Origin of the sequence: Bradyrhizobium stylosanthis (assembly GCF_001641335.1) — a bacterium.
Taxonomy (GTDB): Bacteria; Pseudomonadota; Alphaproteobacteria; order Rhizobiales; family Xanthobacteraceae; genus Bradyrhizobium; species Bradyrhizobium stylosanthis.
In genome coordinates this window covers 791,804-813,540 of sequence record NZ_LVEM01000001.1, presented here as the reverse complement: position 1 = coordinate 813,540, position 21,737 = coordinate 791,804, and the positions used below count along the sequence as shown (strand labels likewise).

Annotated in this window: 19 protein-coding genes and 1 tRNA gene; 5 read left to right on the top strand and 15 right to left on the bottom strand. The window is 64.3% G+C overall.

Going from position 1 to position 21,737, the window contains the following annotated elements; translation table 11 throughout:
* Window positions 1-486 precede the first annotated feature (486 nt).
* Window positions 487-2,094 (bottom strand): porin, encoded by a 1,608-nt coding sequence (locus tag A7X65_RS04050; protein ID WP_063683030.1) that lies wholly within the window; start codon window positions 2,092-2,094, stop codon window positions 487-489.
* Window positions 2,095-2,907: 813 nt separating this feature from the next.
* The gene (locus A7X65_RS04045; RefSeq protein WP_167358204.1) at window positions 2,908-5,520 is read right to left on the bottom strand and encodes a tetratricopeptide repeat protein; all 2,613 of its coding nucleotides are present in this window, start codon (window positions 5,518-5,520) and stop codon (window positions 2,908-2,910) included.
* Between the two features lie 498 nt (window positions 5,521-6,018).
* Between A7X65_RS04045 and A7X65_RS04040 the strand changes: the two genes are divergently transcribed.
* Window positions 6,019-6,111, top strand: a tRNA-Ser gene (locus A7X65_RS04040).
* A gap of 113 nt (window positions 6,112-6,224) precedes the next feature.
* On the opposite strand, the gene A7X65_RS04035 is transcribed toward A7X65_RS04040, so the two are convergent.
* From A7X65_RS04035 to A7X65_RS03995, 9 genes are all read right to left on the bottom strand, one after another.
* Window positions 6,225-6,434, bottom strand: coding sequence for a hypothetical protein (locus A7X65_RS04035; RefSeq protein ID WP_063683028.1), 210 nt, complete (start codon window positions 6,432-6,434; stop codon window positions 6,225-6,227).
* A gap of 197 nt (window positions 6,435-6,631) precedes the next feature.
* Window positions 6,632-6,898 (bottom strand): hypothetical protein, encoded by a 267-nt coding sequence (locus A7X65_RS04030; RefSeq protein ID WP_063683027.1) that lies wholly within the window; start codon window positions 6,896-6,898, stop codon window positions 6,632-6,634.
* A gap of 1,519 nt (window positions 6,899-8,417) precedes the next feature.
* Entirely contained in the window at window positions 8,418-9,896 is a 1,479-nt protein-coding gene (gene gatB, locus A7X65_RS04025) for an Asp-tRNA(Asn)/Glu-tRNA(Gln) amidotransferase subunit GatB (protein ID WP_063683026.1), read from the bottom strand.
* Window positions 9,893-10,195, bottom strand: coding sequence for a hypothetical protein (locus tag A7X65_RS04020; protein WP_156527626.1), 303 nt, complete (start codon window positions 10,193-10,195; stop codon window positions 9,893-9,895). Before A7X65_RS04020 ends, gatB begins: the two co-directional genes overlap by 4 nt.
* Window positions 10,186-11,661 carry an Asp-tRNA(Asn)/Glu-tRNA(Gln) amidotransferase subunit GatA gene (gatA, locus tag A7X65_RS04015; protein ID WP_063683025.1) on the bottom strand — a complete coding sequence of 492 codons (1,476 nt, stop codon included), beginning with the start codon at window positions 11,659-11,661 and terminating at the stop codon, window positions 10,186-10,188. The genes A7X65_RS04020 and gatA overlap by 10 nt, the downstream gene beginning before the upstream one ends.
* Window positions 11,658-11,870, bottom strand: coding sequence for a hypothetical protein (locus A7X65_RS04010; protein WP_008548392.1), 213 nt, complete (start codon window positions 11,868-11,870; stop codon window positions 11,658-11,660). Before A7X65_RS04010 ends, gatA begins: the two co-directional genes overlap by 4 nt.
* Before the next feature lie 18 nt (window positions 11,871-11,888).
* A complete protein-coding gene (gatC, locus tag A7X65_RS04005) occupies window positions 11,889-12,176 on the bottom strand; it encodes an Asp-tRNA(Asn)/Glu-tRNA(Gln) amidotransferase subunit GatC (RefSeq protein ID WP_007611211.1) in 288 nt (95 codons plus the stop codon).
* Between the two features lie 77 nt (window positions 12,177-12,253).
* Entirely contained in the window at window positions 12,254-13,330 is a 1,077-nt protein-coding gene (locus A7X65_RS04000) for an NAD(P)H-dependent flavin oxidoreductase (protein ID WP_063683024.1), read from the bottom strand.
* Window positions 13,331-13,350: 20 nt separating this feature from the next.
* Window positions 13,351-14,331 carry an NAD(P)H-dependent flavin oxidoreductase gene (locus A7X65_RS03995; protein WP_063683023.1) on the bottom strand — a complete coding sequence of 327 codons (981 nt, stop codon included), beginning with the start codon at window positions 14,329-14,331 and terminating at the stop codon, window positions 13,351-13,353.
* A 97-nt stretch (window positions 14,332-14,428) separates the two neighbouring features.
* On the opposite strand from A7X65_RS03995, the gene A7X65_RS03990 reads away from it, so the two are divergent.
* The gene (locus tag A7X65_RS03990; protein WP_063683022.1) at window positions 14,429-15,319 is read left to right on the top strand and encodes a LysR family transcriptional regulator; all 891 of its coding nucleotides are present in this window, start codon (window positions 14,429-14,431) and stop codon (window positions 15,317-15,319) included.
* 220 nt (window positions 15,320-15,539) lie between these two features.
* Window positions 15,540-16,475 carry a cyclase family protein gene (locus tag A7X65_RS03985; RefSeq protein ID WP_063683021.1) on the top strand — a complete coding sequence of 312 codons (936 nt, stop codon included), beginning with the start codon at window positions 15,540-15,542 and terminating at the stop codon, window positions 16,473-16,475.
* Between the two features lie 85 nt (window positions 16,476-16,560).
* On the opposite strand, the gene A7X65_RS03980 is transcribed toward A7X65_RS03985, so the two are convergent.
* The gene (locus A7X65_RS03980) at window positions 16,561-16,779 is read right to left on the bottom strand and encodes a hypothetical protein (protein WP_063683020.1); all 219 of its coding nucleotides are present in this window, start codon (window positions 16,777-16,779) and stop codon (window positions 16,561-16,563) included.
* A 47-nt stretch (window positions 16,780-16,826) separates the two neighbouring features.
* Here A7X65_RS03980 and ruvX point away from each other — a divergent pair, with 47 nt between their 5' ends.
* Window positions 16,827-17,306: a Holliday junction resolvase RuvX gene (ruvX, locus tag A7X65_RS03975; RefSeq protein ID WP_063683019.1), complete on the top strand. Its 480-nt coding sequence runs from the start codon at window positions 16,827-16,829 to the stop codon at window positions 17,304-17,306.
* A gap of 4 nt (window positions 17,307-17,310) precedes the next feature.
* Window positions 17,311-18,234: an AEC family transporter gene (locus A7X65_RS03970; protein ID WP_063683018.1), complete on the top strand. Its 924-nt coding sequence runs from the start codon at window positions 17,311-17,313 to the stop codon at window positions 18,232-18,234.
* A 145-nt stretch (window positions 18,235-18,379) separates the two neighbouring features.
* On the opposite strand, the gene A7X65_RS03965 is transcribed toward A7X65_RS03970, so the two are convergent.
* From A7X65_RS03965 to A7X65_RS03955, 3 genes are read right to left on the bottom strand one after another with little or no spacing between them, the layout of a single operon-like run.
* Window positions 18,380-19,144 carry a CPBP family intramembrane glutamic endopeptidase gene (locus tag A7X65_RS03965; RefSeq protein ID WP_063683017.1) on the bottom strand — a complete coding sequence of 255 codons (765 nt, stop codon included), beginning with the start codon at window positions 19,142-19,144 and terminating at the stop codon, window positions 18,380-18,382.
* 23 nt (window positions 19,145-19,167) lie between these two features.
* Window positions 19,168-20,811 carry an acyl-CoA dehydrogenase family protein gene (locus A7X65_RS03960; RefSeq protein WP_063683016.1) on the bottom strand — a complete coding sequence of 548 codons (1,644 nt, stop codon included), beginning with the start codon at window positions 20,809-20,811 and terminating at the stop codon, window positions 19,168-19,170.
* A 21-nt stretch (window positions 20,812-20,832) separates the two neighbouring features.
* The gene (locus A7X65_RS03955) at window positions 20,833-21,573 is read right to left on the bottom strand and encodes a M15 family metallopeptidase (protein WP_245323256.1); all 741 of its coding nucleotides are present in this window, start codon (window positions 21,571-21,573) and stop codon (window positions 20,833-20,835) included.
* Window positions 21,574-21,737 lie beyond the last annotated feature (164 nt).

The window sequence follows — 21,737 nt, the reverse complement described above, 5'->3', positions numbered from 1 at the left end:
GTCTGCCGTCCCAAGCAACGCGACGAGGAGAGCCATGACGACGTTGGCATGTCCGCGCTTGTTCTTGGCGCCGTCTCGATCGCGCCGTTGAGCGCTGCCCCGATCAAGGTCGCGGCCCAAACCAGCAACGGCCCCAATAGTGGTCCATGGGTCGGATGCCCTTGTCCGGTGCCGCGGTCCAGGACTGCCGAAAGGTTCTCGGCCTAAAGACCTTCTACGAATGCCGGAGCAGCAGGATGGAGCGAGGCTTGGCCAGCGTCGAGGGCTCCTCGATCCGAGATAACGCCGGCTTCGCTCGGGAATCTCGGGAAGCCGCGGCGTTGGCGGCCTCTTTCGCATCAAGAGCCGGCATCGAATGCCGTCCTTGCGGGCCTTGCGGACTTGCCGCCCTGACGACCACCTCTTCCCCTGGCTGCGAGCGACCGCTCAAAAGAAAAGCCCCGGCGGTTTCCCGCCGGGGCTCTCTGTCAGGTCGTTAGACCAAACTTACCAGTTACGCTGAGCGCGGAGGAGCAGAACGACCGAGTCCTGATCCTTGAGCTCGTAGGTCGCGACCGGCTTGGCCGGAACCGGGACCAGAGCGGCCGGGGTCACCGTACCAGCATACTTCTGGTCGAGGTGGGTCCAGGCGAGGTCAGCCGAGAACGTCAGGTTCTTGACCGGGGTCCAGCGGGTGATGATACCCACCTGGCCGATCGCGAAGTCCGGGTTGCACGAGGTCACGCCAGCAAAGCCAGCACCGATCACGCCGCCGCCAGCGCCACCGGCGCCGCAGAGCGTGGTCTTGGCGAGCGTGCCGAACTGAGCCTGAGCGTAGGCACCGTAGATCGCGGTGTTCCAGTAGGGATCCCAGTTATGGGTGTAAGCACCGCGGAAGCCCCAGGTCTTGACCGTCTCCTGCGAGCTGCCCGTGATGAACACCGTGTCCGGAGCCGAAGCGTAGCCGATGCTCTGGTAGGCCGTGCCCGAGCTGCCGAACATCACGTAGGTGCTGCCCGCCAGGTTCTGGAAGTTGTAGCGGGTCGCGCCGTCGGTGTAGACGCCCGAAATGTTGATCACGTCACCCGCACCAGTCGGGATGTTCTTGATCGACAAAGCGAGCTGAACTGCCCAACCCCACTTGTCATCGGGGTGGCCGGTCAGCTCGGTCGAGCCATAGTAAGCAACGTGGTTATCCTTGGCCGCAACCGACGCCTGGAAGAGGCCCCAGGCCTGGTCGACACGCACCATACCGACGAGGTTCGGCGAACGCGAACCGCCGATGGCGTTGGAACCATAGGAAGCACCGAGGACGCTCGACGCGGTCGCACCGGACATGTTGAGATTGCCGGCCTGCATGTATGAGGTCGGATCTTCCGCCGAGAAGGCCGCCGTCACGCCCTGACCGAAGTCAGCGGTGTAGGTGAACTGGTTGATACCAGTGACCGTGCCGCTGCCGCCGACGAGACCGTCGAAGTTGTTGCCGGGATAGTTGGTCCAGGGCGCGTCGAACTGCGACACGGCCTTACCCATCGTGAAGCCGGCGAACTGGATGAAGGCGTAGTACACGCCGAGCGAACCGGCCGAGGTGTTGCCGTCGGTGCCGTTCACCGAGCCGCCGCCCGAGCCAAAGAGCGACGTGGTGGTCGCGCCAGGAGTCGTGGCAGTCGCCAGCGCGCCGCTGTAGGCGGTAGTGCCGGTGGCCGAACCGGTGCCGACGTAGTTGCCGGTGGTCCAGGAGAACACGCCGTCGAAGAAGGTACGGACGACGCCGTACTCGGTTGCGGTGCGCGTGTCGATGTTGAGATCTTCACGAGCGCGCATCGTGTAGTAGTTCGTCAGACGGTTGCGCGCACCGTTGGCGCCCTGCGTCGAAACGTTCTGGTTCAGAGTGAAGTCCGAGTTGGTGCCCAGCGCGACTTCGGCGCGCAGATAACCGCCCAGCTTGATGCACGTGTCAGTGCCCGGGATGTAGTAGAATCCGGCACCGTACAGGGAGCAGATCTTCACGTATTCGACCGCCTTGGCCTTCACGGGGAGATCGGCTGCCTGCGCTCCGCCAACGGCGATCAGACCCGCCGCTGAACCGAGCAAAAGGCTCTTAACCAACTTCATGTTAAACCTCCAAGTTTGCTCTATAGGGAAGGTTCCGGATCCGCTGGGTGATACACCCTAAGGTTGGTTCCCTTGTCCCTTAACTCACCGCTTAGTCGCTTCGCGCCTTCGGACACACCCGCTGAACGCGAGGGACTTAAGCGAACCACCTAAAACGGGACGACCTCGGGATGCCCCCCTCCGTCGCTCAGTCACAATTACCGAACGTCCTTGCACACACAACAACAGAACGCTCCGAACCCGGCCTATGAAGCGCGTTTTCCAATGGGTGTTGCACAAATAACACGCAGATGTGATCGGAACGCGTCCACAACATATTGTTTTTACTGTTGTTTTCGGTGCGGTTCCATTTGCCCTTGAATTTCCTCACTTGAGGCGCCGCGCGCCGTCGGTCGCGGAGTTACGCATTTGACGCCCTCGAATCGTGGAATCGGCCCGCACCTGGCGGTGCAATCGACGACCGGGAATCGGCTGATCAAAGGAGAATCCGGCGATCGCGGATCGCGCCGGGGCGTCACGCGACGGGGCATCCGGCCTGACGGGGCCTGGAGAGAGACCGCGGTGCCGGCTGGACAATCGACCGGGCCGGGCTGCCGCCGGGCGGAGGCAGAGCCTCTACGGTGGAACCCAGGAATCACGGATACCAAAGACATCCCGGCCTGCCGCGATATCCCCTCGCCCGGTTCGGTTGTCTCGTTCCAGGATCGAGCAGCCTCGCCGCTCGCATGACATATAAGGAGATGGCCGCATACGCGGCCGGCCTTGCCGTTCGCCTGCCCGAACAAGGCAGACGCACGTCATGGACCTGCCCGATCAGAGCGGCCGAACGTCGATGTGATCCGGCGGCAATCCGGCCAGATGCTTTTGATGCATGGTCTCGTAGGCAGCTTCCAGGTGCCTCGTATAGCGCGCGACATCGAACAATGACGTCGCTGAGCGGTTGTCCCACAGCTTCTGGCGAATTCCCTGAAGCTTCGGCCTGTCCAGTGCGAGCTCGACCGCAAGGGCTTCATAGTCGTCGCGGGTTCGCGTGATCAATTCAGGCAAGCCGACGGCGTCAAGCAGGCTCGCCGCAACGCGGCCGGCGAAACTATCTCCAATCTGCGTCACGACCGGCAGACCGGCCCACAGCGCATCGCTCGCCGTCGTATGTGCGTTGTATGGCAGCACGTCCAGGAAAAGGTCGGCAAGGCGATGCCGCGCCAGGTGCTCGGCCGAGGACGGAACGCGCTTTGCAAAGACCAGGCGATCCGGGTCGACGCGCAAGCCCGACGCCTGCTTTCGCAGGTTGGATTTGGCGATCTCGCCGACGTCGGACAGCCACAACACCGACTGGTCCACGCGCGTCAGAATATTCATCCAGCAGCGGAAGACAGCCGGATTAAGCTTGTAGGCGTTGTTGAAGCAACAAAACACCGTCCAATCCTGCGGCAGATCGTGATCAGCCCGGTTGGGGAGCACCTCGCCGATCGTCTTATCGTTGTCACCGCGCGGCATGAAGCTGCCGGGCAAGCGAACGATCTTCTCTTCGAAGCATTGGCTGATTTGGTCCGGCAGCGCGACGTGATCGGCAACGATGTAGTCGGCGAGCGCGCTGCTCCCCAATGTTCCGGCAAAGCCGAGATAATTGACGGCGATCGGCGCGGGACGGGCCGCGAACAGCGACAACCTGGCATTGTGCGTATGGCCCGCAAGATCGACGAGAATATCGATCTGAGCATCGTCGATGGCCCTCAGGATTTCACTGTCGACCTTGTGGTGACAATCGACGAAGCGATGAAACGGCCGTTCAAGCCTCCTGCGCAGATCGCTGTTGTCGTCCGGGCCTAGCGAAAAGGCGTAGGTCTCGAAACGATCAGTGTCGTGGTTCTCGAAGACGCCGGCGATGAGGTACCCGACCGGATGCTGGCCCAAATCGGGGGAAACATATCCGATCCTAATCCTGTCGTTCCTGCGGATCTCACCTCTTGAGCTCGGCTTGGACAATTGCGGGAGCTTTGCGCGCGCCCACGCTCTGGCACACAACAAATGATCATTGGGAGTGTCGGTCAACGACAGCAGCGCAAACGGCGAACTGTTCGCCTTCCCGGCTCGTATCGCCGCCGTCAAATGACCGATCTCGTCCTCCAGATTGTCCCAATTGCACAAGTTCATCTTTGCAAGAAGGCGCAGCCCCTCAATGCCCTCCAGATCCGGCTCGATGGACACCGCCTTGTCAAAGGCAGCAAATGCCTCGTCATGGCGCTTGAGCTCCGTGAAGACGTTGCCCCGACCGATCCATGCCCCCACGAGGCGAGGCTTGAGCGAGAGCGCCCGGTCAAAGGCGGCCAGAGCTTCCTCATAGCGCTTGAGAGCCCACGCGACATTACCTCGACCGAGCCAGGCTTCAGCGAGATCGGGCTTGATCGAGAGTGCCCGGCCGAATGCGGCGAGCGCATCGTCATGGCGCTTGAATTCATTGAGAACGTTGCCACGGCCGAGCCAGGCTTCTGCCAGATCAGGCCGGATCGACAGCGCCCGGTCGAACGCAGCTGACGCATCGTCATAGTGCTTCAGGTCAAACGACACATTGCCCCGACCAAGCCACGCATTCTCCAGGTCCGGCTTGATCAAGAGCGCCTTGTCATAGCCGGCCGACGCTTCGTCGTAGCGCTTCAGGCGCCAGAAGACATGGCCCTTGGCAGCCCATGCGCCCTCGAGATCGGGCTTGATCGACAGCGCCTTGTCATACGCGGCCAGCGCTTCGTCATGCCGTTCGAGATCGGCGAAAACATCGCCGCGGCCGACCCATGCCTGCGCGAAACCGGAGTTGATCGACAGCGCCTTGACGTAGGTGGCAAGCGCATCATCGTAGCGCTTGAGATTCCGGAGCGCATTCCCCCGACCGAGCCATGCAGGCTCCAGGTCGGACCTGATCGAAAGCGCCTTGTCGTAGGCTACCAGAGCGTCCTCAAAGCGGGCGAGCTTTTCGAGGCAATTGCCCTTGCTCGAATAGGCTTCGGCAAAGTTCGGATTGTAGAATGCCGCCTTGTCGAACTGTTCGATCGCCTCCGAATAGTTTCGCGAGGATTCGGCGAGGATCGTGCCTCTGTTGTGGTACGAGAGAGGATTGCGCGGATTGACCGCCAAGGCGCGCGTGAAATACGTCAGCGCCTCGTGGGGCCGGTTGAGGCTCTTGAGTGCGTATCCGTAATTGCTGAGCGCTTCGTCGCTGCTGCCGTTCAGGGCGACCGCCGCCTTGAGATGAGTCTCGGCCTCCGAAAATCGGCCCTGCATCAGCTTGATCACGCCGAGGAAGTGGGCGACGTCGAAGATGTTCGGGGAGGCTCTCCTGATCTGCTCGAGGATTTTTTCCGCTTTCGGCAGGTCCCTGGCCTGAAAGGCCTCGACAGCACGCCGAAATTTGGCCTGCAACTCATTCGCCAAGCCCATTCCTCCCTCAATCCAACTCGTTGACCTTAGCAACTGGTCCTGCGAAGGCCCATCCGGTTCGGCCGCTCGCGTCGCCCGGTCCCGCCGAGAGCACCGTTACCAGATCGGCCGGCTGTCTGAGCCGATACAGTCTAGAGGCAGCTCATCCCACCTGCGACACAGGCATTCGGAAATAAAAACACGCAAAATCAATACATTAAGGTAACGATCGCCGAGACGGAGGGGTTTCGCTCCCTCGATGACCCCCTCCACGAGATTGATTGATTCTACAGCAAATCCAGCCACTTACGCCAGAACGAGAGAAACTCACCCGCAACGAGCAGTCTCATTGCACATGCGCGACGTTCGAGCCCCGCGTCCGTTCTTGCGACGTAACGGTTCTCGTCCGGGAAGCAAACCGGGTCTGTTCGGAAAATCGATGGGAATATTCGAGCGCAAACACGCGCTTACAAATTGACCGGCCCAAGCAATTAGAGGCATAAGGCTCGCACCGGAGAGGTGGCCGAGTGGCTGAAGGCAACGCTTTGCTAAAGCGTCATACGGTCTCAAGCTGTATCGAGGGTTCGAATCCCTCCCTCTCCGCCACCAGCAGCAGAATCAGGGTCTGCCGTTCTTTCACCTGAAGACGACGCTTGGCCGCAGCCACACGGTTGGGCTCAGCCCGATTCCCCGCTCACCTTATATATGCGTGCCCTCACCTAGCCGCCGGAGCGCCAGATCCGCCAATGCGAGGGTGAGATCAGCACCGGCTCGTCGGCCCAGACGTTGAACCAGACACCGGACGTGCGCCGGGCCGGAAAGGTCCAGGGCACGATGCCCGTCTTGTAGGGCCGTCCGAGTTCCAGAACGCAGTCGTCGGGCGCGATCTGAATCGGCAGCCATTGTTCATTGATGTCGTGGGTGCTCATACCGCGCCGGTTGTTAAGCGACGGCACGACGAAAGATTTGATTCAGCGCAACCAAGGCCGCCCGTGAAAACACGGGGGCGAACCGGATTCTCAGTTCAAAGCCGCTTCGAGCGAAGGCGATATCGGCTGGCGCGTGGAAAGCGCGTCACATGGGAACCGGAAGCCCTGCTCCGGTTCCATCGGAACGGAGACGGCTCTTAGTGAGCGGACACCCAGGCCCTGGCCTCGCGCTGCGCGACCGAGATCTCGGCATCCGACATCTGGCCGGCAACTTCCTGGCGCAGCGCCACGGCGTCCTTGCGGCCCTTCAGGGCAGCGAGGTTGAACCATTTATGCGCGGCGACGAGATCGACGAGGCCGGAGCGGCCGCTCGCCCAATAGATCCCGCGCTCGAACAGCACGTCCGACAGCGCGCTCGCATCGATCGGAGTGGCCGTATCGAGATCGAAAGTACCCTGAAACATAACGCATCCCCTTTTTCTTATGCCGCCTCGTCCCCCGAGCGCGGCTCCCGTCCAACTGTGATTTGCAAAATCCCTTTCTGGGATCCTGCGCCGTTCAACTCTTCCCCAACGCCGTTTGCCGGCTTGTTGTTGGAGGTAATGATGGCGGGCAAATTTGAATGGCAGTTTAAGTATCGCGATGAAGCAGACGTAAACGCGAGCGCGCGGCACCCGCGCGCGGAATTCAAAAAGTCCCTGATTTGCAGGCACTTTTGCGATTCGTCAGATTCTGTTTACCGCTGGATTTTGGGACATCGATAACCATCGCGCGCGGTGGTGGGCGTCCTGCGGCTGCAATTTGTGGGAGCGGCGCCGTCGTGACCGCACCCTGCCCCCGCCAGTCCCCGCGCCCACGGGGAATCCGGCGCACCGCGGCCGATCGGCTCGACCACGGCCGTCTCGGCGTGCAGGACCGCCGCTCGTAGCCCGGCGACGGCACCGCGCATGAAGAGATGGCGCACACAACGCCACTGGCGCCGTGGCCTGCCTGCCTCAGGGCAGCGCGGCGACGTCGCGGTCAGATCAGCAATGTCGGGAAAGGGAATGCCGGCAATACCCCGGCCTCAGGGAGAACGAGGGCGTCGGCGAACACGTCAGGACCAGATTTCACGTTGGCCCGAAGGCCGCTTGTGAAATTGCGGAGCCCTTTGGAAAGAGAACCGCACCGAACGAAGAAAACTTTGTTTCTTCTGCCGGGCCGTAAAAGAGAACGACCCGACCGTTGACCTGATGTCTCGCCGACACCCTCTATCGTCGATCAGAACCTCTGGGAGGCGCTGATGACGTGCCGGCTGCTAGGGGCCGGCAACTTCAGAAGCGAAGTTACTTCTTCTTCTTCGCGACCTTGCGGGTCTTCTTCGCAGTCTTCTTCACTGCGCTCTTCGCCTTCTTCGCCTTCTTCGCTTTCTTGGCCATGTTGCCCTCCGATGTGTGAGATGGCTTTAATCGCTGCGCGCATTCGGGGATCGAATGCACTCACCCCGAATACACCAACACGACGAAAAAAACATCTTCTGACTTAAGGAAGTGTTGACGACGCAGCGCGCGTGCGCCAGCCGCGCTTGATTTGCCGACACGCGGAGACACGCGTCCGCGATTGCGAATGCTTCTCGCAACAGCGACATCGGCAAGCGCAGCGATTGCAGAAAAACACTATGCAGCAAGTATTATTCTGTGCGCATACATCGCGTGCGATCAGTGCGTCGACGAACGCTGCACGGCGCGCGACGGCGCCGCGGAGGCGAGTCGCGGACTCTGAGTCGCGAATTTTGGCAACGAAATTATTTTCATGCTTAACGGCGGAAGCGCTCGTCGGAGCGTGTGCAAGTCGCCGTTTTGCGCGAATCGCGCGGGCTGCGATTCGGCCGCCGCATCGCGCTTGAACGGGATGATCTTCGCCGTCGATGACGCGCGAGCGTCGCATCGCAAACACCAAGCGAGGTGACGGAGCGTGTCCGTCACCTCGTTCGAACGCGTGAGGCTAGACGCCGAGCTTGGACTTGAGCAGGTCGTTGACGCTCTGCGGATTGGCTTTGCCGCCGGACGCCTTCATCACCTGGCCGACGAACCAGCCGAGCGACTGCGGCTTGTCCTTGACCTGCGCGGCCTTGTCCGGATTGGCCGCGATGATGTCGTCGACCACCTTCTCGATCGCCGAGAGGTCGGTGACCTGCTTCATGCCGCGGCTTTCGACCAGCGCGCGCGGGTCGCCACCTTCCTGCCAGACGATCTCGAACAGATCCTTGGCGATCTTGCCCGAGATCGTGCCCTCGCCGATCAGATCGACGATCGCCGCGAGCTGTTCGGCGTTGACCGGAGAGTCCGTAATATCCCGGCCTTCCTTGTTGAGACGGCCGAACAGCTCGTTGATCACCCAGTTCGCCGCCATCTTGCCGTCGCGCGCGCGGTTGGCGAGCTTGTCGAGCACCGTCTCGTAGAACAGTGCGCTCTCGCGCTCGGCGACCAGCACGCTCGCATCATAGGCCGACAGGCCGAAATCGGCGACGAAGCGCGTCTTCTTCTGGTCCGGCAGCTCGGGCAGCTCGGCCTTCAGTTCGTCGACGAACGCCTGGCTGAACTCCAGCGGCAACAGGTCGGGGTCGGGGAAGTAGCGATAGTCGTGCGCCTCTTCCTTCGACCGCATCGAGCGCGTCTCGCCCTTGTTGGGGTCATAGAGCCGCGTTTCCTGGTCGATGGCGCCGCCTTCCTCGAGGATCTCGATCTGCCGGCGCGCCTCGAACTCGATCGCCTGGCCAATGAAGGTGATCGAGTTCATGTTCTTGATCTCGCAGCGGGTGCCGAGCGGCGCTCCCGGCTTGCGCACGGAGACGTTGACGTCGGCGCGCAAGTTTCCCTTCTCCATGTCGCCGTCGCAGGTGCCGAGATAGCGCAGGATCGAGCGCAGCTTGGTCACATAGGCCTTGGCCTGCTCGGCGTCGCGGATGTCGGGCTTGGAGACGATCTCCATCAGCGCCACGCCGCAGCGGTTGAGATCGACAAAGGACATCGACGGCGACTGGTCGTGCAGCAACTTGCCGGCATCCTGCTCCAGATGCAGCCGCTCGATGCCGATGGTGGCCGTCCTGCCACCGTCCAGCTCGACGACGACTTCGCCCTCGCCGACGATCGGCGACTTGTACTGGCTGATCTGGTAGCCCTGCGGCGAGTCCGGATAGAAATAGTTCTTGCGGTCAAACACCGAGCGCAGATTGATCTGAGCGTTGAGACCGAGCCCGGTCCGGACAGCTTGCCTGACGCATTCCTCGTTGATCACAGGCAGCATGCCCGGCATCGCGGCGTCCACCAGCGACACGTGGCTGTTCGGCTCGCCGCCGAACGTGGTGGAGGCGCCCGAGAACAGCTTTGAGTTCGACGTCACCTGGGCATGGATCTCCATGCCGATGACCATCTCCCAGTCACCCGTGGCGCCCCTGAGAAGCTTGTGCGTGGCCGTGCTCATGTTGTGCTCCCGAGCAGCGTGGCAGCGATCCGCTCCCACTCCGCTTCCAATGAATCCTTTGCCGCGGGCTTGCCCGCCTGGCGGTACCAGTAGCCGGCGTTGCCGAGATCGCCTTCGACGCGGTGCAGATAGGCGTGCACCCAGGCGGAGTCGCGCCCCTGGTCGTCCTGGACGAGCTTGTGCGCCTGGTCCCAGTCGCCCTTGGCAGCCCACCAAAGACCGGCGAGCGGCGCGTTCAGCTCCGGCGCTGGCGCCGCGCCGTCGAGGCTCGCGATGAAGCCCGCGACATTCACCACCACCTCGCGGGCGTGAAGCGGCCGGCCGCCTGCTCGATCACCTCGCCGAGCGAGAACAGCGTCTCCTCCTCGAACGGGCGGCCAATCAGTTGCAGGCCGAGCGGCAGGCCCTGCGCGTCCTTGCCGGCGGGCACGGCGATGCCGGGCAGGCCCGCCATGTTCACGGTCACCGTGAAGATGTCGTTGAGGTACATCTCGACCGGGTCGGCGCCGCCCTTCTCGCCGATGCCGAAGGCCGCCGACGGCGTCGCCGGCGTCAGGATCGCGTCGACCCCCTTGGCGAAGCAATCTTCAAAGTCCTTCTTGATCAACGTGCGCACCTTCTGGGCGCGCAGATAATAGGCATCGTAATAGCCGGCGGAGAGCACATAGGTGCCGATCATGACGCGGCGGCGCACCTCCGCGCCAAACCCTTCGGCGCGGGTGTTCTCGTAGAGCTCGATGATGTTCTTGCCCTGCTCGCGCAGGCCGTAGCGCACACCGTCATAGCGCGCCAGATTGGAGGACGCCTCCGCCGGCGCCACGATGTAATAGGCCGGCAGCGCATACTTCGTGTGCGGCAGCGACACTTCGACGAGCTCGGCGCCGGCCGCCTTCAGCCAGGCCGCACCCTCAGTCCAAAGTTTCTCGATCTCGGCCGGCATGCCGTCGAGACGATACTCCTTGGGGATGCCGATCTTCATGCCCTTCACGGACTTGCCGATCGCAGCCTCGTAATCCGGCACGGCGATATCGACCGACGTCGTGTCCTTGGGATCGTGACCGGCCATCGAGCGCAGCAGCATCGCGCTGTCGCGCACGCTGCGCGCGATCGGGCCGGCCTGGTCGAGCGAGGACGCAAAGGCGACGATGCCCCAGCGCGAGCAGCGGCCGTAGGTCGGCTTGATGCCGACGGTCGCGGTGAACGCCGCCGGCTGGCGGATCGAGCCGCCGGTGTCGGTCGCGGTCGCACCCATGCAGAGCAGCGCAGCCACGGCCGAGGCCGAGCCGCCGGACGAGCCGCCCGGCACCAGCGTCGTGTTGCTTCCCTCGCGCCGCCAGGGATTGCCGACGGGACCGAAGCACGAGGTCTCGTTGGCCGAGCCCATCGCGAACTCGTCATTGTTGAGCTTGCCCAGCATCACCGCGCCGTCGCGCCAGAGCTGCGAGGTCACGGTGGACTCGTAGGTCGGCACGAAATTGCCGAGGATCTTCGAGCACGCCGTGGTGCGCACGCCCTTGGTCGCGAACAGGTCCTTGATGCCGAGCGGGATGCCGGCGAGCGGGCCCGCGTCACCTTTCCCGATCTTCGCGTCCGCCTCGCGCGCCATGGCGCGCGCCTGGTCGGGCGTCTCCATCACGAAAGCATTGAGCACGCGCGCTTTCTCGATCGCGCTCAGATGCGCATCGGTCAGCTCGAGCGACGTGAAAGTCTTGTCGGCGAGACCCTTGCGGGCCTCGGCCAGCGTCAGCGATGTCAAATCGGTCATTTATTGATCGGGCTGCAGAAGAAGGGAGACAGGGTCTTGTCGTTGGCCGGGTCGTCTTTTTTGGCGGCCGCATTCGCGGCGGCCTCGAGCTCGTCGAGCACGGCATTGACGGCGACATTGGGATCGGCGGCCTTGCCCTGCCGCTCCATCTTGTCGAGGTAATTCATGTAGGCCTGATAGGCCTTCTCATCGTCGCAAAGCAGACACATCGGACCACGTCCTAAAAGTTACTCTACGACCTTCGGCACCAGGAAGAAGTGACCTTCAGTCGCCGGCGCGTTGGCAACGATATCGTCGGCGATCTCGCCGTCGTTGACGACGTCCTGCCGCTTCTTCATCTGCATCGGGGTCACCGAGGTCATCGGCTCTACGCCCTCGACATTGACCTCCGAGAGCTGCTCGACAAAGGCGAGCATGGCGTTGAGCTCGCCCTGCAGATGCGGAACCTCGCCCTCGGAAACCGCGATGCGCGCGAGATGCGCGATGCGGCGGACGGTAGCGGCGTCGACGGACATTATATAAGGCCTCTCACGGCAAAACCTATGTGCCGTATAGCAGAGGCCGCTTTTGCGCCGCAACCGGCGCCAGGGGCCTATCCAGCAAGCCCTTTCATGCGGGCCAGCGCCGATTTGGCCAAATCCCGGGTCAATTCGGCCGCAGGGACCTCGCGGCCGAGGGCCACGGCCTGTCCGGCCCAGAGATTGGTGAAATCCACCCTGCCCTGCTTTTCGGCCGCCGCCTTCAGCGGCCCGAGCGCGGTCGCGGCGTGGGGGAACGGCGGCGCATCGGGCGAGACCGGGCCGGCCTCGCGCATCAGCCGGTTCTGGACCCCGCGCGCCGGCCGGCCGGTCATGACATTGGTGATGACGGTGGAATCGTCCCGCGCCTCGGCGAGCGCCTTGCGGCCACCCGCGCTGACCTTGGATTCCGGGCAGCGCAAGTACGCGCTGCCGACCTGCACGCCGGAGGCACCGAGCGCGAAGGCTGCGGCAATGCCGCGCCCGTCGGCGATACCGCCGGCCGCAATCACCGGCACCTTCACGGCGTCGGCGACCTGCGGCACCAGCGCGAACGTGCCGGGCTGCTCGGCGATCTTGTCTGTCAGGAACATGCCGCGATGGCCGCCGGCCTCGGCACCTTGCGCGATCACCGCGTCGACGCCGTGCTGCTCGAGCCAGACCGCCTCCTTCACTGTGGTGGCGGACGAGATGACGAGGCAGCCTGCCGCCTTGACGCGCTTGAGCAGCGCCTGCTCCGGCAGGCCAAAGTGAAAGCTGACGACCTCCGGCTTCAGCTCCTCGACCACCTCGCAGAAGGCCGCATCGAACGGCGCACGGTTGGCCGCCGCGATCGGCGCTGCGGGATCGAGACCATGCTCGGTGTAATAGCCCGTGAGCCGCTGCTTCCAGCGCGCCTCCGCCTCCGCCGTGAGATCGACCGGCGTGTGGCAGAAGAAGTTCATGTTCAGCGGCGCCTTCACGCGCTGGCGGATGATGTGGACCTGCTCGCGCGCCTTCTCCGGCGACAGCATCGCGCTCGGCAGCGAGCCGAGCCCGCCGCCCTCCGCCACGGCGATCACCAGCTCCGCATCCATCACGCCGGCCATCGGCGCCAGCACGATCGGGAATTCGGTCTTGAAGAGATCGATCAGTCGACGGTCAGGCCACATGGTTGTTCTCTCTCTTGTGCTCAGGCGGCTGACGCGGTGGAGTTTCTCCGTCCAGCCAGAAGCTGCTCCGCCTCAATCGCAATCCGCTCGACGATCTCCGCCGCCGGTGGAATATCATGGATCAGTCCGACTGCCTCGCCGGCAATCACCGCGGCCACGTCGAAATTGCCGGCGGTCTTTGCGGCGGCATAGTCCGCGGCGACTGCGGCAACATTCTGCATCAGCTCGACCTCGCGGCCGATCCAGCGTCGGGCATGGTCGTTGACCAGGCATCGTCCCGTGAACGGCGCCGGCCAGACATTGTTGCGGGAGAGATCGAAGATGATGCCGCGCACGGTCGAGCCGCTGTTCGCCGCGCAGATGCGCCGCTTGGCCTCCTCCGCGCCGTCGGCCTCCTGGCTGGCATAGAAGCGCGTGCCGAGCAGCACGCCACTTGCGCCGAGCATCATCATCGCGGCGAGCCCGCGCCCGTCCGCGATGCCGCCGGCCGCGACGACTGGCACGCGGCCCGCGGCGAGATCGACGACCGCCGGCACGAGATCGACGGTGGTGCGCGAGGCGCCGTGACCGCCTGCCTCCGTCCCCTGCGCGATCAGGACATCGGCGCCGGCATCGAGCGCCTGCCGCGCCATGAGCTCGTCCTGCACCTGGCAGATCAGGCGGGCGCCCGCCGACCTGATCTTCGCAGCGAACGGCGCGGGATCGCCGAACGACAACATGATCGCGGATGGCTTTGCGGCGAGCGCAACGTCGAGCAGCTCGGGCCGCCTGGCCAGGCTCCACGTGATGAAGCCGATGCCGAATGGCGCGGAGAGGCCCGCGAGCTTGGCTGTCTCCTGCTCCAGCCACGCCCGCTCGCCATAGCCGCCACCGAGGATGCCGAAGCCGCCGGCGCGGCTCACCGCTGCGACCAGACGGCTGCCGGCGATGACGTCCATGGGCGCCAGCAGGATGGGATGCCTGATCCCGAGCAGCGTGGTCAGCGATGTCGCAAGCGGCATGGTCCCTCCCTGATCTGGACAGCGAGACTAGGCGCGACTAGCATTCTCGAAAAATGAATTGTTGCGAACGCTGCCATCTCAAAAGCGAAACGACACCATGGAACTCAGCGACATCCAGACCTTCGCCGCAGTCGCCCGCACCGGCGGCATTACCCGCGCCGCCGAAGAGCTCAACACGGTGCAATCGAACGTCACCCAGCGCGTGAAGGCGCTGGAGGCCGAGATCGGCACCCCGCTGTTCGAGCGTCACAGCCGCGGCATGACGCTGACCGGCGCCGGTAAGCGTCTCTTGCCTTACGCGCAGCGCATGGCCGCGTTGTCGCGCGAGGCCGTGCTCGCCGCACGCGACGATGGCGAGCCGAAGGGCCCGCTGGCGATCGGCTCGATGGAGACCACCGCGGCCGTGCGGTTGCCGCCGCTGCTGGCTGATTTCCACCGCCGCTTCCCGGCCGTGCGCCTCTCCCTGCGCACCGCGACCACGGCCGACCTCGTCGCAAGCGTGCTCGACGGCACGCTCGACGGCGCCTTCGTCGCAGGTCCTATCGCACATGCCGATCTCACCGCGACGAACGCCTTCCGCGAAGAGATGGTGCTCGTCAGCGCGCGGCGCTGGAGCTCGCTCGCCGAGCTGCGCGCCGGCACGCCGGAATCCGGCCCGACCGCCTTGGTGTTCCGCATCGGCTGCACCTATCGCCAACGGCTCGAACAGATCTTCGTCGAATTCGGCTGGCCGTCGGCCGCACGCTTCGAGCTCGGCACGCTCGACGGCATGATCGGCTGCGTCGCCGCCGACATGGGCGTGACGCTGTTGCCACGCGCGGTGGTCGAACGCAGCGCGATGAGCGGCAGCGTGTCGGTGCACGCGCTCGGCGCCTCGCACGCGCGTGCCGAGACGCTCTTCATTCAGCGCAGCGCGGGACATCAATACAGCGCGCTTCAAGGCTTCGTCGCCTGCCTGAAAAAGGACGACGACGTCATCGCGGCCTGACGCAAAGCGAACGTTCCACGCGGCGAAATTCACTGTCACAAATCTGTCGTACTCGAATCCATTTGCGTTGCGCGCGGCCGATGCTGCGTTCAGCGGTCGCATCATCGCGCGTCGAAAAGTTTTGAAGCACGCGATCGTTCTACGTTAGGATGAGCGACTGGCCAGCGCGAAACCACAACGAAGCCAAAACATCGGCAAAAAAACATCGGGAGGACTATCGATGCGCAATACGCTCGTGTTGTGCTGCGTCGCCGCGTTGTCGGCGATGTCAGGAACTGCAAGCGCTCAGGACTGGACCAAATCGAAATGGGGCCCGAACGACGAGATCGGCGCCGCCAACTACATAACACCGGAGCTCGTGGTGAAGGCCACCTCCCTGGTGAAGACCGGCAAGACCTACGCTCTCGGCATTCCCGTCACACCGCAGACGCCCGCTTATCCGCCGCGCCAGTTCAAGCTCACCATCGTGCAGCCCGGACAAGCCGGCATCCCCGGTCTCGGCCCCAACAAGGCCACCTATAACGACGACATCCTCGACACTTGGGTCGGCATCGGCAGCCAGCTCGACGGTCTCGGCCATCTCGGCGTCGAGCACGTCTATTACAACGGCAACAAGCTCGCCGACTTCGCCGACCCGAACGGGCTGAAGAAACTCGGCATCGAGAAGGTACCGCCGATGGTCACTCGCGGCGTGCTGCTCGACATGGCCGCCTATTTCAAGACCGACATCGTCAAGGAAGGCACCGCCTTCAACGTCAAGGAGATCGAGGAAGCCGCCAAGGCGCAGAACGTCGAGATCCGCCAGGGCGACGTCGTCATCTTCCACACCGGCTGGCTCAGCCTGATCGGCAAGGACGACAAGCGCTACTCGGCCGGCGAGCCCGGTCTCGGCGTCGAGGGCGCGAAGTACCTCACCGGCAAGGGCGTCGTCGCTGTCGGCGCTGACACCTGGGCGCTCGAGGTGCTGCCGTTCGAGTCCAAGAACGTGTTCGAGGTGCACCAGATCCTGCTCGCGATGAACGGGACCTACATCCTCGAGAACATGGACACCGCCGCGCTCGCGAAGGACAAGGGCTATGAGTTCCTGTTCGTGCTCGGGCAGCCGCGCTGGACCGGCGGCGTGCAGGCGATGATCAACCCGATCGCGATCCGCTGATCTCGATCGCGATCCGCTGATCTCGATCCGCGATCTCAGGACCCGGGCGAGGCGCCTCCAGCCTGCGCGGCAGGCCCCTCGCCCACTATCCCTGCGGCCTGAGATGCCACCGCCGCAATGCAACCACGGCCCAGATCGCCTCGACGACGCCGAACGGCCAGGCGCCCTGCAGGAAGCCGTAGGCCGACCCGAGCGCGCACGAGGCCGCGAACAGCAGCACGAACCAGTGGCTGCGGTCCTCCAGGGCATAGCAGACCAGCATCGCCGTCACGGCAAACAGGCCGAATAGTGTCAGTGTGTCCATCGCCGAGGGTTCACTCCGCAGCGCGACGCGTGATATGCGCTAGATCCATGCCGGCTCTTATCCTGCCTCTCGTCGATGCTGCAACCCACTGGCCCCAGCGCGGTGCGCTGGTCGGGCTCGACTTGGGCACCAAGACCATCGGTGTTGCCGTGTCCGACCCGGACCGCCGGCTGGCGACCGGCGTCGAGACCATCCAGCGCAAGCAGTTCAAGCACGACGCCGCCCGGCTGCTCGCGATCGCGGCCGAGCGCAAGGCAGCCGGCTTCGTGCTCGGCCTGCCCATCAACATGGACGGCAGCGAGGGCCCGCGCGCGCAATCCACCCGCGCCTTTGCCCGCAATCTCGCCGGCCTGACCGCGCTTCCGATCGGCCTCTGGGACGAGCGCCTCTCGACCGCGGCCGTCGAGCGCGAGCTGATCGGCATGGATGTCAGCCGCGCCAAGCGCGCCGAGGTGATCGACGAGCACGCCGCGATCTTCATCCTGCAAGGGGCACTCGACCGCCTCGCAAACTTGCGCACCGGCTGACCCCATGCTCGTCGTGATCGCGGCGCTGCTGCCGGTCTTCATCCTCATCGTGCTCGGCGTGGTGCTCCGGCACAGCCTGATGCGGCTGGACACGCAGTGGCACGGGCTGGAGCGGCTGACCTATTTCGTGCTGTTCCCGATGCTGCTGATCCAGACCCTGGTGAAGGCGGACCTGACGAAAGTGCCGGTCGCCGGGGTCGGCGGCGCGCTGCTGCTGTCGGCGCTGGCAATGTCCCTGCTCTGCCTCGCGCTCCGCCCGGCCCTGTCGCGGCTCGACATCGACGGCCCTGCCTTCACCTCGATCTTCCAGGGCGCGACGCGCTGGCAGACCTATGTGGCGCTGTCGGTCTCGGCCAATCTGTACGGCGATGTCGGGCTGGCGCTGGCGTCGGTCGCGATGGTCGCGATCATCCCGCTGGTGAACGTATTCAGCGTCGCCGTGCTCGCGCACTATGCCTCGCCCGAAAAGCAGTCGGTGCGCGCCATCGTCATGACGGTGATCCGCAATCCCCTGATCTGGGCCTGCGTCATCGGGCTCGTGATCAACGTCGTCCATCTGCCGCTGCCGAGGATCTGGCACGAGGTGGCGGACGCGCTCGGCCGCTCATCGCTCGCCATCGGCCTGCTCGTCACCGGCGCCGGCCTGCAACTCAAGGGCCTGTTCCGCCCGAGCGTGAGCGCAGCCATCGGCGTGGCATTCAAGCTGGTCCTGATGCCCGTGCTCGCGCTGGTTCTTGCCGCCTGGTTCGGACTGTCCGGCAACAGCCTTGCGATCGTCGCCATCTGCGCGGCGGTGCCGACCTCGCCCAGCGCCTACGTGCTGGCCCGCCAGATGGGCGGCGACGCGCCGCTGCTGGCACAGATCATCACGCTGCAGACCATTCTGGCGGCGATCACCATGCCGATCGCGATCGCGCTGGTTGCCTAGACCTCGTCATTGCGAGAAGCCCTTGCGACGAAGCAATCCAGACTGTCGTCGCGGTGGGATTCTGGATTGCTTCGCGGGGCCTGTCATCGGGCCGCGCTTCGCGCGGACCCCGTTGGCTCGCAATGACGGAGTGTGCGGCAACCGGCTAACCTCCCAGCCACATCGTCAGCACCACGGCCGTCATGTTGTTCAGCGCGTGCAGGATGATCGTGAGCCACAGCGAATTGGCGCGGTAGCGCATGTAGCCGAACCACAGCCCGATGGTGAAGACTTCGGCGAGGAAGTATAGGTCGTATTGCAGGTGGACCACCGTCCACACCAGCGACGACAGCAGGATCGCGCCCGGTACGCGCAGGAAGCTCGCCGACCAGCCGCGGAACAGGAATCCGCGCGCCAGAACTTCTTCCGACATCGGCGCGGCCACGCTGAAGGCGACCAGCAGCAGGAGCGCGGCGCCCTTGTCGCGGCCGGATTTCAACAGGTCGGTCATGAAGCCCGGCGTTGCCTCGCGGCCGAGCGATCGCGATGCCACCTCCCAGGCCAGCACGATCAGGACGAGGCCGACCGCGCCGAACAGCAGCTGCTTCCACGAGGGCCAATAGAGCGTGAGGTAGTCGACGAAGGACGCCTTCTTGATGCGGATGGCGAGCCACACCGCGGCCAGCGTCGTTGGCAACCCCATGATCACCGACAGCCCCAATGCCTGGGGTTCGTGACCGACGAGTTCGACCGAGCTGAGGTTTGCGGGAAGACCCCGCATCACCACCAGCAGAACGATGGCACCGATCTGCCCGACGAACATCGCGGCGAAGATGAAGAGGCCCCACAGCGCCGTGCCCCAGAACTTCCAGACACGCGGCGGCGCGGGCGTCATGACGAGCGGCGGATGATCGGGATTGAGGGAGTCCATCAGGAGGCTTTCCTTGGGAAGGCTCACGGCAGCGCCCGCTCGAGCAACGCGCGCACGTCGCCGCTCTCCAGCTCGACCGCGCCATACATGCTGGCGTGGTTCGTTGCGAGGCGCGTGGCGGCAAACAGCTCGGCCTGGCGCGGCGACACGCCATTGAGCGCAGCGGCCGCGGCCAGCAGCGCCAGCTTCTCGACCGCGAGGCGCGCGACGCGTTCGCCATCGGCGCGCCGAAACGTCCTGCCGATGAACGCCGCCGCCTCGCCCGCTCCGGGCAGGCCCTTGGTCTCGGCGACAAGGGATTGCAGCACGGCCATTGCCGCCTCCGGCTCACGCGACAATGCGCGCAGCACGTCGAGGCACATCACGTTGCCGGACCCTTCCCAGATCGCGTTCACCGGCGACTCCCGGTAGTGGCGCGCCAAAATGCCGTCCTCGACATAGCCGTTACCGCCGAGGCACTCCATCGCCTCGTAAAGGAATGCCGGCGCGCTCTTGCAGGTCCAGTATTTGATCGCAGGCGTGAGCAGCCGCATGTAAGCGGCCTCCGCGGCATCATGCGGCGTGCGATCGAAGGCACGGCAGAGCCGCATCACCAGGGCCGTGCTCGCTTCCACGTGCAGCGCCATGTCCGAGAGCACCGCCTGCATCAGCGGCTGATCGGCCAGATGCTTCTGGAACACGCTGCGGTGACGGGCGTGATGCAGCGCATGTGCGAGCCCCGAGCGCATCAAGCCGACGGAAGCGATCGCGCAATCCTGCCGCGTCAGCTGCACCATCTGGATGATGGTGCGGATGCCCTTGCCCTCTTCGCCGACCGCCTGTGCATAGGCGCCCGTGAATTCGACCTCGGAAGATGCATTGGAGCGGTTGCCGAGCTTGTCCTTCAACCGCTGGAACTGGATCGCATTGACCGAACCATCCGGCGCAAAGCGCGGCATGAAGAAACAGGTCAGCCCGCTCTCGGCCTGCGCCAGCACCAGGAACGCATCGCACATCGGCGCCGACATGAACCATTTGTGTCCGGTGATGCGATAGGCATCGCCGTCGCGCACCGCGCGCGTCATGTTGGCGCGCACATCGGTGCCGCCCTGCTTCTCGGTCATGCCCATGCCGAGCGTCATGCCGCGCTTCTCCCACCACGGCGCAAAGGCGGGATCGTAGCTCTTCGTCGACAGCACCGGCATCACGCGCGCCAAAAGATCCGGCTCAGTCGCGAGCGCCGCGACCGAGGCGCGCGTCATCGTGATCGGGCAGAGATGGCCGGTCTCCACTTGCGAGGCCATGTAGAACTTTGCCGCGCGAATGACTTCGGCGGCATCGCCTGCGGGCTTGCCTTCCATCGTCCAGGTCGAATTGTGCACGCCGGCACGTGCGCTGTGCGCCATCAGCTCGTGATACGAGGGGTGAAACTCGACCTGGTCGCGCCGATTGCCTTTTGCGTCGAAGGTCCGCAGCTTCGGCGTGTTCTCGTTGGCCACGCGCCCGCGATCGGCCATCGCGGCCGAGCCCCAATGCCTGCCGAACTCCGACAGCTCCCGCTCCGCCGCCGCGCCGCCATTGGCCTTCACCGCCGCGACCAGGGGACGGTCGACCGCGAACAGATCGACGTCTTCGAACGGCGGCGACTGGTTGAAGACCTCGTGGGTCGCAAATGTGGGCTGGGTCATCTTCTCGTCCTCGGCGCGGAATCAGTTCCGCCGCGGCTGAATAGGGAAATCATAGGCCTCCCCGCCTGCCCCCGGCAGGGAAAAATGCCACCACTCCTTCGAATAGTTCACAAAGCCTTGCCTCGCCATCGCAGCCACAAGCCGCTTGCGCCAGGCGCGCTGCTCCGCACCGATCGACGGTGCCGCGGTATGGCCCTTGGTGTCGGTGCAATCATAACCGGTCCCCATGTCGACGCTGCCTTCCGGAGCACGCGTCTCGACCGGCGCCGTGCAATCGGCATAGGTTTTCGACGGATCGTATTTTCCGGAATTGTCGGCCTTGAGATCGACCAGCGTGAGGTCGAGCGCCGCACCGGTGGAATGCTGCGAACGGCTCGCGATGTAACCGAGACGAAACAGCTCGGTCTTCGGGATCTTCGGATTGTAACGCCGTTCGGCGGCGGTCTCGTGGCCGTTCTGCGACCACTTCACCATGTCGAGCGAGGCCCGCGCCGGCCGGTAACAGTCGAACATCTTCAGCGACAGGTTCTGCGCCGCCAGCTCCGCCTGAACCGCCTTCAGCCGCAGCCCGACCTCGCGCTTCACCACGCATTCCCCGGCACCGTAGCCGGCGAGCGGACGGCCGACGAAATTGTTCGAGGTCGCGTAGCGGATGTCCTGGATGATGCCGGGATCGATGTCGCGGAGATAGACGAAGCCGCCGGGGAGCGATTGGGCGTGGGCGGCGCTGATCGTCATTGCGGCCAGAAGAGCTGTCGCCATTATTTTCATAGGTGGCCCCGCATCGTCATGGCCGGGTTTATCCCGGCCATCCACGTTCTTTTTGCATCAATTGCGATAGAAGAACGTGGATGCCCGGGACAAGCCCGGGCATGACGGAGAGGACGAGCCCGACCAGACAGATCAGGGGATAACTCCCTACCCCG

Bases quoted from the DNA above. Each gene is read 5' to 3' on its own strand.
- A7X65_RS04050 (WP_063683030.1), bottom strand. From the start codon at position 2,094: ATGAAGTTGGTTAAGAGCCTTTTGCTCGGTTCAGCGGCGGGTCTGATC.
- A7X65_RS04035 (WP_063683028.1), bottom strand. From the start codon at position 6,434: ATGAGCACCCACGACATCAATGAACAATGGCTGCCGATTCAGATCGCG.
- A7X65_RS04030 (WP_063683027.1), bottom strand. From the start codon at position 6,898: ATGTTTCAGGGTACTTTCGATCTCGATACGGCCACTCCGATCGATGCG.
- gatB (WP_063683026.1), bottom strand. From the start codon at position 9,896: ATGAGCACGGCCACGCACAAGCTTCTCAGGGGCGCCACGGGTGACTGG.
- gatA (WP_063683025.1), bottom strand. From the start codon at position 11,661: ATGACCGATTTGACATCGCTGACGCTGGCCGAGGCCCGCAAGGGTCTC.
- A7X65_RS04010 (WP_008548392.1), bottom strand. From the start codon at position 11,870: ATGTGTCTGCTTTGCGACGATGAGAAGGCCTATCAGGCCTACATGAAT.
- gatC (WP_007611211.1), bottom strand. From the start codon at position 12,176: ATGTCCGTCGACGCCGCTACCGTCCGCCGCATCGCGCATCTCGCGCGC.
- A7X65_RS04000 (WP_063683024.1), bottom strand. From the start codon at position 13,330: ATGTGGCCTGACCGTCGACTGATCGATCTCTTCAAGACCGAATTCCCG.
- A7X65_RS03995 (WP_063683023.1), bottom strand. From the start codon at position 14,331: ATGCCGCTTGCGACATCGCTGACCACGCTGCTCGGGATCAGGCATCCC.
- A7X65_RS03990 (WP_063683022.1), top strand. From the start codon at position 14,429: ATGGAACTCAGCGACATCCAGACCTTCGCCGCAGTCGCCCGCACCGGC.
- A7X65_RS03985 (WP_063683021.1), top strand. From the start codon at position 15,540: ATGCGCAATACGCTCGTGTTGTGCTGCGTCGCCGCGTTGTCGGCGATG.
- A7X65_RS03980 (WP_063683020.1), bottom strand. From the start codon at position 16,779: ATGGACACACTGACACTATTCGGCCTGTTTGCCGTGACGGCGATGCTG.
- ruvX (WP_063683019.1), top strand. From the start codon at position 16,827: ATGCCGGCTCTTATCCTGCCTCTCGTCGATGCTGCAACCCACTGGCCC.
- A7X65_RS03970 (WP_063683018.1), top strand. From the start codon at position 17,311: ATGCTCGTCGTGATCGCGGCGCTGCTGCCGGTCTTCATCCTCATCGTG.
- A7X65_RS03965 (WP_063683017.1), bottom strand. From the start codon at position 19,144: ATGGACTCCCTCAATCCCGATCATCCGCCGCTCGTCATGACGCCCGCG.
- A7X65_RS03960 (WP_063683016.1), bottom strand. From the start codon at position 20,811: ATGACCCAGCCCACATTTGCGACCCACGAGGTCTTCAACCAGTCGCCG.
- A7X65_RS03955 (WP_245323256.1), bottom strand. From the start codon at position 21,573: ATGGCGACAGCTCTTCTGGCCGCAATGACGATCAGCGCCGCCCACGCC.